Origin of the sequence: Flavobacterium solisilvae (assembly GCF_012911605.1) — a bacterium.
Lineage (GTDB): Bacteria > Bacteroidota > Bacteroidia > Flavobacteriales > Flavobacteriaceae > Flavobacterium > Flavobacterium solisilvae.
Window position 1 is genome coordinate 1 of sequence record NZ_JAAMPT010000186.1, and the last position, 18,844, is coordinate 18,844.

The window sequence follows — 18,844 nt, forward strand, 5'->3', positions numbered from 1 at the left end:
TTCGTATCATTTTGGGAACAAATCAAACTACTTCAAAATATACCTTGGCTTAAAATCAATTTATAAGCTTTTAATTAAGTGAATTTGTATTGAAAATGAAGTTTTTTCACAACCTGACGTTGTGTAGCTCTCAAATTGTTACATTACGTTTAGAAAATGAAATTGTAGGAAGTGGCATTGTTTATCAATGGCAATCTTCAACAGATGGTGGAACAAATTACACTGATATTTCAGAAGCAAATGCTTCAACGTATGTAGCAACTCCAACTGGCGATACTTACTATCGTTGTGTAGTAACTTGTCCTTTTGGTCCAAGTACAGCAAATTCTACACCTGTTGCAATTAACTTTACAAACCAAGCGCCAACAGTTACTCCAGTAACTATTTGTGATCCAGGTGTAGCTACTTTAGAAGCAACAGCTTCTACTGGAACTATTAATTGGTATGAAAACGCAAATGGTGGAGTTTCAATAGCGACTGGTTCAACATATGCGCCAACACTAACTGAAACTACAACTTATTATGTAGCGGCAGAAAACACATCAAATTATACTGCTGGTAAAACTTTTGCTGGAACAGGAACTCAAGCTGCGCCATTTAGTGGTATAGTGTTTAATACTTCTACAAATATTCGATTAAATTCTGTAAAAGTGCATCCAAAACAAACTGCTGGAGCAGTTGATGCTGGTGCGCCAATTACAATTAAATTATTTGATAAAAATGGAGTTCAAGTTCCGGGAACAACTGCTGTTACTTTTATTCCGGCTACAAATGTTGGAACGGTTTCGGCTTCGGTTTCAAATACAGTTGTATTAAATTATGACATTCCAGCTGGTTCAGGATATAAATTATTAGCAACAAACGGTTTAAGTTCAACAAACGTTTTAGGTAGATTAAGCAGTTTCCCAGCAACAACACCTACAGTAAGTGGAGCAATTAGTTTTACCGCTTCCGCAAATAGTTTTGACGGAACAACAGAAGCAAGTTACAATAACTTCTTCGATTGGGATGTAACGGAATATTGTAGTTCAGCTAGAGTTGCTGTTACAGCAACAATTGGTTGTGCGCCAGTTCAAGATTGTGCAACAATTGGAACAGCAACAACAACAGCTGTAACATGCTTTGAAGGGAATGATGGTTCAGCAACAATTACAATGTCAGACGAAACACCATCAGAGTCAGCAATTAGTTATACAGTAAATGGCGGAACCTCTCAAAACGCAACGTTAGTTGATGGAGCATTTACCATTACAGGTTTAACGGTTGGAACTCATTCGGTTGTGGTTTCAAATGTAGGTTGTCCAGATGTTACAGTTTCCGTAACGGTTGCTGGTCCAACAACGGCATTGACAAATACAACTACTGAAACAGCTTGCGATAGTTATACTTGGTCAGTAACAGGTTTAAGTTATACAACTGGCGGAACATATACTGGAACAACTACTAATGGTGATGGTTGTACCGTTAATGAAACGTTAGAATTGACCATTAATTCTGCTGCTACACCAACTGGTGATGCAAATCAAACGGTTGAAGTTGATGATGTAAACGATGCTACTTTGGCAGATTTAATTGTAACACCATCAACTGTTGTTTGGTATGCTTCGGAAGCAAATGCTTTGAATGGTATTGATCCTTTAGATTCAACAACAATTGTAACTACTGGTTCAACATACTATGCGGTAAATGTTTCTTCAGGATGTTCAAGTGAACCGTTTGCAGTTACAGTTACGGTAACATTGGATACTCGCGGATTTGATGATGCTAATTTTAGCTATTATCCAAACCCAACTTCGGGTGTTGTTTTCCTTTCTTATTCTGAAGAAATCACAAAAGTTACTGTAGTGAATATGCTAGGACAAGTAATGATGGAAAGTAAATCAAGCGGTAATCAAACTCAAGTTGATTTAAGTTCCCTTCCAGCAGCAACCTATTTTGTAAAAGTAGAATCTAATTCGAAATCAAAAACGGTTAAAGTAATTAAAGTAAGTTAAGTTTTTTTATATTTTTTAAAGGGAAAAGCCTTCTCAATTCGTTGAGAAGGTTTTTTTATTTTATAAATTCACCAATAAGCTATGTCTGTCTGAAATATGCCATTTATGTCTTTATTTTTGTATATATTTGCTAGTGAAAATGTAATAAAATAAAAACAAATTTCTCCCACAATGCAAAATCTGTTACTAACCAATAGATTTTTTTTGTTAATACTTCTCTTTGGATTTTTCCATATAAATAGCAATGCGCAAACTTTTACAAACAAACATAATTTAATTGATGACATTGAGAGTTTACTGCATTCTAATCCCGATCAATCACTAAAAGTTGCTCAATATTTACTCAGTAAAACCAATACTAGCAACAAAGAAAAAGCCAAAGCCAATTTTTTGATTGCTAAAGCCTACATTGCCAAAGGCGATTATGGAAGTGCATTAAATTTTCTTTACGAAGAAAAAAACTATAAAGATTATCTTACAGAATTTGAAAAAATAAAAATCGAAATCACTAAAATTGATATTCTAAGAGAACTTTCACTTTTTGAACAATCAAAAGAGATTTTGAATAATCTTGAAACCCAATTTTCGAAAAATAAATTAGATGATAATCAAAAAAAATACCTTGAAAAATCAATAATTTTAGAGAAAGCTCGTTTTAATTTAGAAGAAAATCAGCTGGAAAAAGGAATTTCGTTATTAGAAAAAGAAGATTTTTTAAAAAACATTGATAATCATGATTTTAATGAGTTAAAAATTGACCAACTTACAACAATTGGTAATTTATATCTCAAAAAAAAGGAAGTAATCAAAGCCGAAGATTTTTTTCAAAAGGCATTAAAAATGATTAATCAAAACGAAGAAGAAAATAGCTATTCTAAGATTAATGTTTTATTTGGTTTATCAAAAACGTATTTTCTAAAAAATGAACACCAAAAAGCAGTAACAGTTGCCGAAGAAGCAATGGGATATGTCAAGCGATTTGACAATCTCTATTTTCAGGCAAAAATAACGCAGCAACTAGCTAAAAGTTATTTGGCACTCAATAATATTGAAGAGTATAAAAGCACAAACGCTAATTTTTTTGAAATACAAACCGAAATTGAAACCCGTGAGCAACAAGATATTAACACGGCTTACAATCTTGTTTCAGATGGATTTGAGAATGAATATACCGATGAAAAAAGTAATTATTTAAACATTGTTTACATTATTTCAGGATTTTTGTTGTTAGTAGTTTTAGGTTGTGTTTTCTTTTGGCAAAAAGTAGTACAACGCAAAAACAGCTTGAACGAAGTTGTTAATTATATCGAAATTACACGAAGTAATTTGTTGAGTAATTTTAGCATTACCGATAAAAAGCAAGAACCTAAAAAGAACTTAATTTTAAAAGAAACAGAACTTCATATTTTGAATAAATTAAAGCGATTTGAAAGTTCAAAACGATTTTTAAACAAAGATATTTCGCTGGCAGTTCTTGCAGGACAATTGGAATCAAATACAAAATACCTTTCGGAGATTATAAACACGCATTATAACGTTAATTTCAATACCTATATCAATAGACTTAGAATTAATTTTATCATTGAGAAACTAAAAACCGATCCTAATTTTATCAATTACAAAATTAGTTATCTAGCCGAAAGTTGTGGTTTTTCGTCACATAGTAGTTTTGCTACCGTTTTTAAATCGATTACAGGAATTTCGCCAGTAAAGTTTATAGAATTATTAAATCAGGAGAAAGAAGATAATTTGATTGAAAAATAATGAATACTAAAAAGACAGTTTTATTCTATTTGTGCGTTGTTGGTTTACTATCAACACAGCTTTTCTATGCCCAAGAATATAAAAAACTAGATAGTGTTATCAATGCAGCTTCCACTCATATTTATACAAGTCCAGATGATGCTGTAAAAAGTGGAGAAAAAGTAGTAAAAGAAGCTGGTGATAATATAGATTATAGAATAAAAGGATATAAATTAATTTCAGATGCCTTTTCTGCAAAAAGAGATTATAAACAATCATTAGATTATCTTATAAAAGCTTTGGAATTGTTGAATCAATCAAATGACCAACTGCTCAAGATAAATATTACCAATAAACTAGGAATTCAATACCATCAGCTAAAAGTTTATGATAAAGCAATACAATATCTTGATCAGGCTGAACAGTTAATTGCAGAATATCCACATAAAGATTCAATTCATGTTGAATTGGGAAAAAATTACAGCGTTAGAGGATTTATTTATAAAGAAAAACTAAGTTGCACGGTTGCATTAACCTATCTCAATAGAGGAATTGCCGAATTAAAAAAAGCAAAAAATGCCGAAGTAGATTCAAAGATTAGCATCATTATTTATAACAAAGGAAATTGTTATTTATTGCTAAATAATTACAAACTCGCATTGGAAAATTTCCAAGAATCAGCCCGAATTGCAAGAAAAGTGAATGCAAAAAGTTTAGAAGCATTTGCTTTAAAAGGTTCGGCAAAAATATATGCTTTAGAAGGAAGAAATTCCGAAGCAATCGATGCTTTAAATCAGGCATTGAGTCTTTCTTCGGATGTAAACGATTTAATTTTAAATCAAGAAATCTATAAAGGTTTATCCGAAAATTATTTGGCAACAAATACTTGGGATCAATTTAATACAAATCAGCAAAAGTTTATCGATACCCAAAACTTAATTAGAGATCGTGAGCGAATTTCGGTTGAAGAATCGCTTCGGGTTAAGAAAGCCGAGCTCAAAGAAAAAAGAGCTGAATTGTCAAAAAAATTCTATTATTTATTGTTGATTTTATCATTCGTTTTTATAGCTGTTGTTTTGTTTTTTTATGTAATTATTAAACGAAAAAACAAAGAAATTACCACGATAAAAAATCAAATTATTGTACTCCAAAATAAAAAAGGGAAAGAGGTTTAAACTGCCATATTTTCTCTATTTTTCCCCGATTATACTTTGTAAATTCAGTAAATTACAAAGTATATCGATTTTTACTCCGTAGTTATTTTTGTATCTTAGTGTAACGAATTAGAAAAAACAAATTTTAAATCCATTTTGTCTTTGTATTCAGTGCTTTGCATTTGTGTTTTGAATAGGATTTTGTTTGTAAATCAGTCTTTTTTTTGTTAAATTTTGTTTGCTTTTTGAGTAAAAAAGAGCTCGATTTAACTTAAAATCTAAAAAGGATGTTTAAAAAAAAACAGGACGAGAATTTGAATTACTTTTTCCGTTAAAAAAATAAATTTTGAAGTTAAATTTCATCAAAAATAAATGAGATTTCTAAATGAGTTTTTTCAAATTAAAAAAATTAAACCAACTAAATAATTAATAATAAAATGCAGAAAAATTATCCTTTTTTCGAAACTACATTTTTAAAAACCAAAAGCGGTTTTTTTCAAAAAAATGATACTAATGTAGGTCGTCGTATTGACAAAATGGTTCTTCAGCAGTTTTGTGTGTTATTGATGTTACTGTTTTCCAGTTTTGGATATAGTCAACTTGCTATCGAGAATTTCGAAACTGGAATTCCAGTTACTTGGGCAGTTGGCGGCGCACAAAATGGAACGCAAACTACTTTTACTAACAATTGGGTTCATACACCAACTGGCGGATATTTAAGTAGCGGCGGAGCAACAGTAAATCCTGCTTCCAATAATACACAAGGAACAACAGCTGAGTATTTCATGATTACGCCTCAGTTTTTAACACCAAGCGATGGGCAAATTCGCTTTTTTACTAAACAAGGAAGTTTTACTAATAGAGGAACGATTTATCAGTTAAGAATTTCAACTGCAAATCAACCCGATTTAGCTAGTTTCAATACTATTTTACAATCTTGGACAGAAGCTCAACTGAACGTTGCGGCAACTACTTGGGAAGAAAAAATTATTAATATTCCAACAATTCCTTCGGGAATTCCAGTTTATTTAGCTTTTGTTGCGGTTACTAATCAAACAGGTACAACAGCAACAAGTGGTGATTCATGGTTTATTGATAATGTAAGAGTAATTTCGAGTTGTGCGCCAGTTACAAACCCAATGATTGTACCTTCAGAAAATGGAGCGACAATTTCGTGGACACATCCAACGGCAACACAATTTGGAATAGACGTTGTGCCAACCGGAGCTGGACACAGTCCAACTGGAATAACAACTGGAAACAGTTACCTTGCAGAAGGTTTGGATCCGTCAACAAGTTATGATGTTTATATCATTGCCAATTGTGATTCGAGTACTAATAGTGTTTGGGCTGGACCGTTTCCTTTTACAACAACAACAGTTGGATTGTCTTGTAATACTTCAATAACCATTCCTCCGGATGTAACGACAACACCTTATGTTTTAAGCGCAAATTTGGATCAATTTTATGATGCAAATACCTATGTAGAAATGAATAGCCAAGGATTTAGTTGTCAGCCAATAGGACAAACAATGAATTTGTTATCTGGAAATCATGTTTATTTGTCTTATACACCAACTACATCGGGATTGATAAATATTACACAAACTGCCAATGTAATTTCTGGCGGAGGTGGAAATAATTGTTATAACAATCTTTCAAGTGTTTTTGTATTTGATGGTTGTGCTGGAGTTGGAACTTCTGCAGCTTGTTTAGGTGCAATTGCAACAACGAGTAATGCTTTAACAGCACAAATTCCAAATTTTTATGCAGAAGCAGGACATAATTATGTTTTTGTAATCTCATCGCCTTACCAGCGTACTAATCCAGGTGCTGGAATATGCTTTACATTTACGATTAGTGGTTCAACATGTCCTTCACCTTCTCAACCATCAATAACTATTGATGCTTTACAACAAAATACAGCAACGGCTTCTTGGGATAATGTTCAAAATTTAGTTAGCGCATGGGAATATATTGCTTTACCGGCAACATCGCCTGCACCAACAGCTGGACAAACAGGAACAATTGCTACATCAACTAATGTAAACAATCCATTATCAGGACTTACTGCAGGATTGGCTTATAATTTATATGTTCGTTCAGTTTGTAACGGAACACCTGGTGAATGGTCAGCACCAAGAGCATTTACAACACAATGTAATACACAACCATTGCCTTATTATACTGGATTTACCAATGCATCAACAGCCAATGGAATTCCTGAACCATGTTGGGCAGTTTTAAATTTGAATAATGATGCTTATGCTTTCAATTATGGTGGAGATTGGCAAGGTGAACCAGTAGCAAAACTTGCAACAGGAAATGCAGGCAACAACACTAATGATATGTTGATTACGCCACAATTTAATTTTGACGGTGTAACGCAAAAAAGACTTCGATTTAAGTATCAAGTTTATGGAAATTGGGGATTAATAGTTGATAATCCAATTGGCGGACCAGGTTCGTTTGAAATATTACTTTCAACAAGTGGAGTTGGAGAAGAAGATTTTACAACGGTATTAGTTCCTTTAGCATCTTACACAACTGCATACAATTATATCGAAATGATTGTTCCAATACCTGCTAACATTACTGGAAGTGTTAATATTGCATGGAAATTACCATCAGGTGCATTACAAACTGGGATACAATTTTATATTGATGATGTATATGTTGAAGATATGCCGGCTTGTTCGGAACCATTATATCCAACCATTACGCCAGGTTCAATTACCAATACTTCATTAGAATTATCTTGGACAAATGGTTATAATAATACACAATGGCAAATCGTAGCGCAACCAGAAGGAACAGGAACGCCAACTACAACTGGAATTCTTGTAAACACAAATCCTTATACTTTAACTGATTTAATTCCGTCAACACGATATGAAATCTACGTTAGAGCTTATTGTAATGAAACAGAGCAAAGTATTTGGGCTGGACCAATATTTTTCCACACACTTTGTGACCCACAACCAACACCATACTATGAAAGTTTTAACGATAGCGATCCAGATACTAAAAAATTCTGTTGGTCTCAAAGAAATATTGCTGGTGATAACACCGAATGGAGAATTAATGAAAATGATGCAACAATACAAGCTGCGCCTTCATTCTTTATTCCTTTTGGAGGTTTTGATGATTGGTTAGTAAGTGGACCAGTTAACGCGGTTGGCTTAAAAAGGCTTCGTTACAATTACAGAGCTGTAACGGGTATTTTTAATCCAGCACCAAGAGGTAATTTTGAAGTATTATTATCTACAACACCAGATTTTGCTACTTATACGACGATTATTCCTTCTCATGATTTTACAAATACATCTTACGAAGAAAGAACAGCGTTGTTTACTGGAACAGGTGTAATGTATATTGCTTTTAGAGTACCACCAACAATGACCGATTTTAATAATTCGGGGATAATGTTTATTAATGATGTAACAATTGATGATGCTCCAGCTTGTCCATTTCCAACAGATTTAACAGCAACTAATCCAACTCAAAATTCAATTACATTAGGTTGGACAGCTGGTTACAATGAAACTGCTTGGGAAGTAAAAATACAAGAACCTGGTGATGGCATTCCTACTTCAAATGGAATTGCTGTTCAAACAACGCCTTCAACAACTCAAGGTGGTTTACAACCAAATACTGCTTATGAATATTATGTAAGAGCAGTTTGTAGTGAAACTGAAAAAAGTGAATGGCGTGGACCTTTCCTTTTCAGAACTGATTGTGTAGTTTATCCATCACCATTTATTGAAACTTTTGAACCAACATCGGATACAAAATCGTGTTGGAGAATAATTGATGGAAATGTTAATGGAGATACATGGCAATTAAACTCTACTGTAAACCCTATTTTTGGCGAAATGATGGCGGGAATGTTTACTGGGAATAATGGTAACAATGATGACTGGTTAATCTCACCAACAATTACAGTTCAACCAAACCAAAGATTACGTTTTTATTACAAAACATATAGTGAATATTATGAAGAAGACTTGAAAGTTAAGATTTCTTCAAATGGTACAGATATTACGCAATTCAATACAATTATTTATGAAAATAATAAAGTAATACCTACTGATGCTACAGGAACAATTGCTGGAGTTAATACCATAACAATGACTTCCACAGATGGTGTTAGAATAGGCGATAGAGTAGATATTCCAGGTTGGGTAATTCCTTTTGGATCAACCGTTACAGCTATTAATGGAAATGTTATTACAATCTCTGGAAATGCCGATGTAACAGCTTCAGGTCCGTTGAATGTTACTTTTGTTCATGAAATTATTAATAATACAGTAGTTCGTGAAGCGGTTATCAATTTAACAGGAATTACAGCTCCAACCAATATTAATTTTGGTTTTTATATTCCTTATTTTCCACCAAATCCATGGAATTATAGAGGTCAATTATTATTCATAGATAACTTTATTATTGAAGATGTTCCAGCGTGTCCATCAGTGTCAAATGTTAGTGTTTCAAATATCATTGATACTTCAGCAAGTATCAATTGGCAACCAAACGGAACCGAAACTTCTTGGGAAATTTCTGTTCAACCATTTGGAACTTCAGCACCAACAGGAGATACATTGCCAGAATATTTACATACGGCAACAGCACATCCTTATACAGTAACCAATTTAACTCCTGCTACAAAATATGAATACTACATCAGAGCAATTTGTACTGATGGTGGTAGCCAATGGGTTGGACCATTTGAATTTACAACACGTTGTGATTTTACCAATGTTTGTCAATACACAATTACAGTTACTAACGGAAATACAGGTACAGTAACTGACAATGTTAGCGTAATGCAAAACGGAGTTGAAGTACAAGCAATTGAATTCCCTGGATTTGGACAAACGAGTTTAGATTATACAATATTCCTTTGTACAGGAGTAGAATTTAATTTGTATTGGAATGGATTTGGAAGCGGAGTTCAATATTCAGAAGCTCAAATGGTTCTAAAAGATGAGTTCAATAACGTAATTTGGACAAGTCCACTTGGATTAGGTACAGTAAATACAAATTTATACACAGGATTTGCTAGTTGTGGCGTGATCACTTGTCCACAACCAACAAATTTAGCAGTGAACAATCAAGGTGTTCTTTCATGGACAGCTGGTGGTTCTGAAGCACAATGGGAAGTAGCTATACAACCAATGGAAAACGGAACTTTACCACAATCAGGAATAATAGTTAATTCACCAAATTATACACCAATTGCAGCTGATTTTGCTGATTTGACAGCTGGAACTTACGAATTTTTCGTTAGAGCAATTTGTGGAACAAATGATAACAGTTATTGGTCAGGTCCAAAAGTATTTGTTCGTAATGATGAACCAGCAAACGCTATTCGTCTTCAAACAAATGCTGACGAAATGTGTAACGCTTCTGGAACAAAAGCATCATTTATTGGAGCTACAGCATCAACAGTTCCAACAACTTGTGAAGGTGTAAATGGTGGCGATATTTGGTTTGATTTTGTAGCAACTTCTAAAGTACATTATATTGAAATTAAAGATTTAGCACCAGGAAGTTATTACGATTCTTCTTTCGAAGGTCCATGGCCAAGAATTATCACATCGTTATATGAAGAATTAACAGATGGTTCTTTGGTTGAAAAAGGATGTAGCGACAACAACTCGTTTACAGCAATATATTCTTCTGAGCTAACTGTTGGAACAACCTATAAAATCAGATTAAAGTTAAACGATACTATACCAAACTCAAAAACATTCTCAATTTGTGTAACAACACCTAATGATATGTGTGACATCAACGCATTCAACTATGATTTTGAAAAACTAGCAATGCAAGAAGTTACAGGTGTTTCAACAATTATTACTCACTTGGTTGTTCCAGGATGGAGAACAAATACTGATTGGGGAACAATGTTCTTTAGTGAATCGATAAATTCAATAGGTTCTCAATCCTATTCAGGTGGTCAACACCTTCAAATTACAGCCGATGAACCTGAAACTTGGGATCCAAATGATCCAAACATCAAAGGTTTGTATAAAGACATGGACACTTCTGAAGCGACTGAAGTAGATTATAGTTTTGCCAGTGGTTCAAGAGCTGGCGGATCATCTATTCAACTTTATGCTGGTCCAGTTTCTGGTCCATTTGAATTAGTGATAGAAGATTTTACAAATGAAATTCAATGGAAATTTATTTCTGGAACTTATAATGTTCCTGTTGGTCAAACAAAAACAAGATTTATTTTCAGACCAAAAGAAAATGCAATTGGACATATAATAGATGCAGCCAATTTCAAAATTCCAACAGAAATTTCAACCGAAGAAGGAGTAACTTTAGATTGTACCACTACAACAACTACATTAGTAGCAAGAGGAATTGGTCAATGGATAGCTGACGAAAATAACCCTTCGACTGTAGTAATTGCTTCGCCAAATAGCGGAACAACTGCTGTAACTGGATTTAATTCGCCAGGTAATTATGTATTCCATTGGAAAACACGTTACTGTGAGCAATCAATTACTATCGAAAAGCAAGGTACAACCGATGTTCCTCAAGTAACGTCTCCAATAAATTATTGTTTAAACGATACCGCAACAGCTTTAACAGCAACCGTTGCTGAAGGAAATACAATGATTTGGTACACACAGCCAACTGGCGGAACAGGAACAACTGTTGCTCCAACACCTAGTACAGCTACAGCAGGAAATTCACAAGTTTTCTACGTAGCAGCAGTTGATGCCAACGGATGTGAAGGTACAAGAGTTCAAATCGTAGTTCAAGTAAATGATATACCAACGGCTACAATTTCGGGAACAACAACTATTTGTGAAGGAACAACAACTGTAATTTCGTTCGTTGGGACACCAAATGCAGTAGTAACTTATACCGTAAACGGTGGTTCAAACCAAACAACTACTTTAGATGCAACAGGAAATGGTTCAGTAACAACGGCAACTTTATCAGCTAATGCAAATTATGCCTTGGTAAGCGCTTCAATTACAAACGGAATTACGTGTACACAAACCTTATCGGGTTCTGCATTAGTAACAGTTGAGCCATTAGCAACAGCTACAATTTCTGGAACAACGGCAATTTGTGACGGTTCTACAGCAACAATAACGTTCAACGGAACAGCAAATGCTACGGTTACTTATACAATTAACGGCGGAGCAAATCAAACGATTGTCTTGAATGGTTCTGGAAATGCTACAATTACAACTCCGGCATTATCAACAACGACAACGTATGCATTGGTTAGTGTTGCTGCTCCAGGTTCTTTAGCATGTAGCCAAAACCAAACCGGTTCGGCTGTAATTACGGTAAACCCAATCATTACTCCAGAAACTGATTTTGATTTTGATTTAACCTATTGTACTGGTTCTGCAAGTGAGTTGCCAAATTATGCAACAGGATTTACAACTGGTGGACTTTTCTCAGCACCAGCTGGTTTAAGTATCAATACAACTACGGGAGAAATTAATTTTGCAAACAGTACAGCTGGAACGTATTTAATTAAATACAGAATTGAACCAAATCCGGCAGCTTGTAATGTTGGTGGCGAAAGCACTTTTGAAATTACTATTTCAGAAAGTTTAGCCTTTACAATTGATCAAAAATGTGAAAACAGCATGTTGACATTATTTGTAGTTAATCCAGCATTTAATACTGATGCTGCAACTTATACTTGGACACAAAACGGTTCAACTGTTGGAACAAATGAAACGCTCAATGTCGAAGAATATTTGGCTCAAAATCCATCGTTGAATTTACCGTTAACATTTGAACTTACGGTTGGATTAAATGGATGTGATTCATCGGCGACTTATACAGTAGAAAGCAATCCTTGTCAAATTATCCCGAGAGGAATTTCTCCAAATAATGATGGATTGAATGATACGTTTGATTTGACTGGTTTTGGAGTGAGAAAAATTACAATATTCAACCGTTATGGTGTTGAGGTATTTACGTTCTCTGGAAATTATACCAATCAATGGAAAGGTCAAACCAATGGTGGAAAAGATTTACCAGATGGAACTTATTTCTACAGTTTAGAAACTACAAACGGAAACAAAACAGGTTGGGTTTACATCAACCGTGAATATTAATCAAGCAAGCGAAACGATTATTAAATTTAAAAGATAAACCTAATGAAAAAAGGATATTTAGTATTGGTAGTATTGTTGTCGTTTGCGTGGAATGCAAAAGCTCAACAAGATCCACATTATACACAATATATGTATAATATGAACGTTGTAAATCCAGCGTATGCAGGTTCAAAAGAAAGCATTTCGGGTGCATTACTTTACCGTCAACAATGGGCTGGACTTGAAGGTGCGCCAAAAACTGCCACTTTTTCTATTCACAGTCCTGTGGGAAAAAATGTTGGATTAGGATTGTCTGCCATTTCAGATAAAATTGGTCCAGTTGAAGAAAATAATCTTTACGGAGATTTTTCATACACCATCAATATGGGCGGAGAAAGTAAGTTGGCTTTTGGTTTAAAAGCTGGAGCAACATTCCAAAAAATCGGATTACTTTCAGATATTGGAAATGGTTATACACAACAACCTGGCGATTTTGCATTTGATGAAAACAGCAATAACATAAAATTGAATATTGGTTCGGGATTATTTTTCTATACCAATAAATTTTACGCTGCTTTTTCGGTGCCAAATATGTTAAAAAGCAAACATCTTGATATTACAAGAAACGGACAAGAATTAAATTTTGGTTCAGAAACGTTACATTACTTTTTAACCAGTGGTTATGTGTTTGACTTATCGGCTAATACAAAATTCAAACCATCGGCTATGTTGAAATCAGCTTTTGATGCACCAACATCGTTAGATTGTTCTGCTAATTTTCTATTTTTTGAAAAATATGAAATCGGTGCAACCTACCGTTTAGACGATTCTTTTGGAGCAATGGTGAACTTTGCCGTTACGCCATCTATAAGAATTGGATATGCTTATGACCATGTAATTTCTGATATAAAAGGAACTGCTCCATCTTCACATGAATTTATGTTATTATTTGACTTAAATTTGTCTAAAAAAGTTTCTGTTTCACCAAGATTTTTCTAAAAACAACCAATCATGAACAAAACATATATCACACTTAGTTTGATGTTAATGCTAACAGCAAGTTACGGACAAAATAGTGCGACTGCAAAAGCCGATAAACTTTTTGAAAGTTACCAGTATGTTGCTGCTATTGATGAATATACCAAGCTTGCCGAAGGTAAAAACGCCAACGAATATATTTACACGCAATTAGCAGATAGTTATTATAACGTATTCGATTCAGAAAATGCGGCAAAATGGTTTGCAAAAGCTACTGCAAAAGGTAAAGCCGATGCCGAAACGTATTATCGCTATGCGCAAACGTTGAAAGTTTTAGGAAAATATCAGGAAGCTAACAAGCAAATGGATGTTTTTGCTAAAATGATTCCTTCAGATGCACGAGCAAAAGAACATTTGGCTAATCCAAATTATATTCCAAGTTTGGCAAATAATTCAAAGCTTTTTGATGTTGCTCAAACAAATATCAACAGTAAAGGTCAAAGTGATTTTGGTGCTTTGTTAACCAATGATAACACACTTTATTTTGCAAGTACTAGAAATAGTTCTAATAAAACTGATAACTGGAACAAGCAACCTTATTTGGATATTTATCAAGCAACAAGAGATGAAAAAGGAAATTTCTCTGAACCTTCTCAGATAAAAGAATTGAATACGCCTTTTCATGATGGACCAGTTACTTTAAGTGCTGATGGAAATACAATGTATTTTGCTCGCGATGGACACAGCGAAGGTCAATATGAAAAAAACAAAAAAAGCAATATCAAAGTTGGTCAACAAGGAATTTATAAAGCGACAAAAGTTGATGGGGAATGGACAAATGTTGAAGCTTTGCCAATTAACAGCACAAGTTATTCGGTTACAAACCCAAGTTTGAGCAAGGATGGAAAAACGTTGTATTTTGCTTCTAATATGCCAAATGGTTTGGGCGAATCTGATATTTGGAAAATTTCTGTTGAAGCAAACGGATATGGAAAGCCTCAAAATTTAGGTCCAAATGTAAATACAGCCGATAGAGAAAATTTCCCTTTTATTGACGAAGATAACACCTTGTATTTTGCTTCTTCAGGAAGACAAGGATTAGGTGGTTTTGATATTTTTAAAGCCGATATGAATAGTTCTTCGCCTGCAAAAAATCTAGGAAAGCCTGTAAATACTGAGAAAGATGATTTTGCATTTAGTTTTAATAAAAGCCAAAATGTAGGTTATTTTTCTTCTAACAGAAATGGAAATGACGCTATTTATTCAGCATCGCCATTGTGCAAAGCAGAAGCTATTGTATTGGTTACAAATGCGAAAACAAAATCGCCATTGGCTAATGCTTCGGTTGGAATTTTGGACGCAAAAGGAAATGTAATTGCTACTGAAAAAACCAATTCAGAAGGAAAAGTAAGTTATCCAATAGAATGTAATTTGGGTTATGGATTACAAATTTCGGCACAAAACTTTGAATCAACTTCTTCTGCCGTAAAAGCCGATAAAGCTGGTGCAACAACAGTTGAGGTTTCTTTAACGCCATCGGAAGTTATCATCACGGATAAAGAAGTAATTTTAAATCCAATTTTCTTTGAATATGATAAAAGTAATATCACAGCTCAAGGCGCAGCCGAATTGGATAAATTAGTAAAAGTAATGAAAGACAATCCTTCGATGGTAATTTTTGTAAAATCGCATACGGATTCCAAAGGAAGCAATGATTACAACCTAAAATTATCTGAAAGAAGAGCACAATCTACAGTTCAATATTTAGTTTCTAAAGGAATTTCTCAAGGAAATATTTCTGGAAAAGGATTTGGAAGTACAGAGCAAAAAGTTAAATGCGGAACCAATTGTACTGAGGAACAAGATGCTCAAAACAGACGTTCTGAGTTTTTGATTGTAAAAAAATAAAACAGTTGTTGTACTAAAAACCGTTTAACGTTTATATTACAATGCTTGAAAAGCAATAGCTAATTTCAGTGAAAAGCCGAAATTGGCTATTGTTCGTATAAAAAAGAGATGAAATGATTAAAGTTGTAAGATTGATTTTAGTGCTGATGTTTGCCACTACCGCTTGGGCGCAAACACAACCTAATGATTGTGTTAACGCACTAATAGTATGTGGTAACGGCGCTTTTAGTTCAAATGCAAGTGGTTCTGGAAATACACAAGAAGTTAATGCTTGCGGCGGATTTGAGAGTAATACAATTTGGTTACTAGTAAATGTCGTTCAAGCAGGAACATTGGGTTTTGAAATAATTCCCGATGATCCAAGCATTACTGTTGACTATGATTTTTGGGTTTTTGGACCAAATCCAGTTTGTGGTGCTTTGGGAAGTCCAATTCGATGTGCAACAACCAATCCTCAAGAAGCGGGTTTAACCAGTAACCATACAGGAATGAATGGAACATCGCTTGCTACTCAAGTTGGTCCTGGAAGTAACGGTAATGGATATGTTAGATGGTTGAATGTTTTGGCTGGACAATCCTATTATATTGTTATTGATAGACCAGTTGGCGATGGTGGTTTTCAAATTCAATGGACTGGAACAGCAACCAATGGAACAGGAGCTTTTACAGCACCACCATCGGCTAATTCTATTCCAGATGTTAGTACTTGTAGCAATACACCAAATATTGGAATTTTTAATCTTGATACCGTTAGACCTTCAATTAATCCTGATACAACTAACAACACAATTTCTTTTCATACTTCATTAGAAGATGCTGTTGATAATGTAAATCCGTTACCAAATATCTATGCGAATACAAGTAATCCGCAGACCATTTATGTTAGGGTAACCAATAATGTTGCAGGTTGTTATACTACCACCGATTTTGATTTAGTAGTTAATCAAGTGCCAAATGCGACTATTTCTGTGTCAAGTTCTTCAATTTGTAATGGAGATAGTGTAACGGTAACTTTTACTGGAACGCCAAATGCTACATTTGATTATAATGTTGGCGGCGGACCAACGATAACCAATGTACTAAATGCATCGGGATTGTATAATATTGTTTATACACCAACAGCAAGTACAACTTTTACTTTAACTGGTGTTAGAAGACTTGATGGTTCAGGAAATGTTATATGTTACCAGCCACTTAATCAATCTGTTACTGTTTTGGTTTCGCCAGTATTGACGGCAAGTATTTCAGGAACAACGAGTGTTTGTTCTGGAGATACAGCTGTTGTTACTTTTACTGGAACGCCAAATACTACAGTAACGTATACTGTTAACGGTGGAAGCAATCAAACGATTTTGTTGAACGGAACCGGAACAGCTTCGTTAACTACTCCAGTTTTAGCAGCAACTGAAACGTATGACTTAGTAAGTGTTTCTACAAATGGAACACCTGTTTGTAGCCAAAATGTATCGGGTTCAGTTGCAATAACGGTACTTCCTATTCCAACGGTTACTATCAGCGGAACGACAACTATTTGTTCGGGTTCAACGACTATTATAACATTTAGTGGAACTCCAAATGCCGAAGTTATTTATACTGTAGATGGAGGAAGCAATCAAACAATTTTGTTAAACGGAACCGGTTTTGCAACACTAACAACTCCAGCTTTAGTTGCCAATACGATATATGAATTAGTAAGTGTAACTTTAGTAGGAACTCCAGCTTGTAATCAAACTCAAAGCGGTTCGGCAGTTATCACGATTAGTGCTCCGCCAACGGCATCTATTTCTGGAACGACAACTATTTGCTCTGGAAATACAACTCCAATTACTTTTACTGGAACGGCAAATGCAACCGTTACTTATACTGTAAATGGCGGAAGTAATCAAACCATTGTTTTGGATGGATTAGGAGCAGCTACTTTAAATCCAGTCTTAACTTCAGATACAACTTATGCTTTAGTAAATGTAAGTTTAGCAGGAACGCCACCTTGTAGTCAAACGGTTTCGGGTTCGGCAATCGTTACAGTAGAACCAATACCAACGGTTACTATTTCGGGAGCAACAACAATGCTTTGTGAAGGAGATTCCACCATTATTAATTTTTTAGGAACGCCAAATGCTATTGTTACTTATACAATTAATGGCGGAGTAAACCAAACGGTATCTATTGGTCCAGCTGGAAATGTTGGGATTTTGACTGAGAGTTTGACAGTAAATACAACGTACAGTTTGGTAAGTATTGTTGATAATAATGGTTCGCCACCAGCTTGTGGTCAAAACATAAGTGGTAGCGTTCTTGTAACTGTAAATCCAAAGCCGGTATTGACTAATTTACCTTCAAATGTTATAACTTGTTCAGGGCAATTGATTACAATGCCAGCTTATACAGTTAATCCGAGCGATTCTGTATTGTCATGGACAAACGATACGCCTTCTATTGGATTAGCAGCTTCTGGAAACGGAACGATATCCAGTTTTACAGCGGTTAACAATTCAAATACTGTTGTTACTGCAACAATTGTGATACGAGCTACACGTCAAGGATGTACAACAACTTCAACTTTTACTATAACGATCAACCCTTTACCACTAGCCAATCCGGTCATTACGGATTATGCGTTGTGTGATTACAACAATCCGGGCGATGAAGAAGAAGTCTTTACCTTAGACACCAAAACGTTAGAAATCGCCAATGGACAAACAGGCGTAACGGTAACTTATTACGCAACTCAAACCGATGCGCAAAACCAAACAAACGGTTTACCAAACAGTTATACTAACACCAGTAATCCACAACAAATATGGATCAACATCAGTGATAATGTTACAGGCTGTAACACGGTAAGTTCGTTCAATTTAGTGATAAATCCATTACCATTAGCTGTAACACCATTACCAATAAACGAATGTAGCACAGGATCATCCATTACACAAGCTGAGTTTGACTTAACCGTTAATGAAAATGTAATTACTGGCGGCGTTCC

General features: G+C 34.7%; 7 protein-coding genes. All 7 read left to right on the forward strand.

The window, feature by feature from the left end:
• Positions 1–95 precede the first annotated feature (95 nt).
• The gene (locus G6042_RS01290) at positions 96–1,994 is read left to right on the forward strand and encodes a T9SS type A sorting domain-containing protein (protein ID WP_169522454.1); all 1,899 of its coding nucleotides are present in this window, start codon (positions 96–98) and stop codon (positions 1,992–1,994) included.
• A 171-nt stretch (positions 1,995–2,165) separates the two neighbouring features.
• Positions 2,166–3,758, forward strand: coding sequence for a tetratricopeptide repeat protein (locus G6042_RS01295; RefSeq protein ID WP_169522455.1), 1,593 nt, complete (start codon positions 2,166–2,168; stop codon positions 3,756–3,758).
• Positions 3,758–4,912 (forward strand): tetratricopeptide repeat protein, encoded by a 1,155-nt coding sequence (locus G6042_RS01300; RefSeq protein ID WP_169522456.1) that lies wholly within the window; start codon positions 3,758–3,760, stop codon positions 4,910–4,912. The genes G6042_RS01295 and G6042_RS01300 overlap by 1 nt, the downstream gene beginning before the upstream one ends.
• Positions 4,913–5,328: 416 nt before the next feature.
• Positions 5,329–12,996, forward strand: coding sequence for a choice-of-anchor J domain-containing protein (locus G6042_RS01305; protein WP_169522457.1), 7,668 nt, complete (start codon positions 5,329–5,331; stop codon positions 12,994–12,996).
• A gap of 42 nt (positions 12,997–13,038) precedes the next feature.
• Complete coding sequence (locus G6042_RS01310) at positions 13,039–13,974, forward strand: PorP/SprF family type IX secretion system membrane protein (RefSeq protein ID WP_169522458.1); 936 nt, start codon at positions 13,039–13,041, stop codon at positions 13,972–13,974.
• Positions 13,975–13,986: 12 nt separating this feature from the next.
• A complete protein-coding gene (locus G6042_RS01315) occupies positions 13,987–15,861 on the forward strand; it encodes an OmpA family protein (RefSeq protein WP_169522459.1) in 1,875 nt (624 codons plus the stop codon).
• A gap of 113 nt (positions 15,862–15,974) precedes the next feature.
• The coding region (locus tag G6042_RS01320; protein WP_394352777.1) for a beta strand repeat-containing protein at positions 15,975–18,844 on the forward strand (2,870 nt) is incomplete at its 3' end.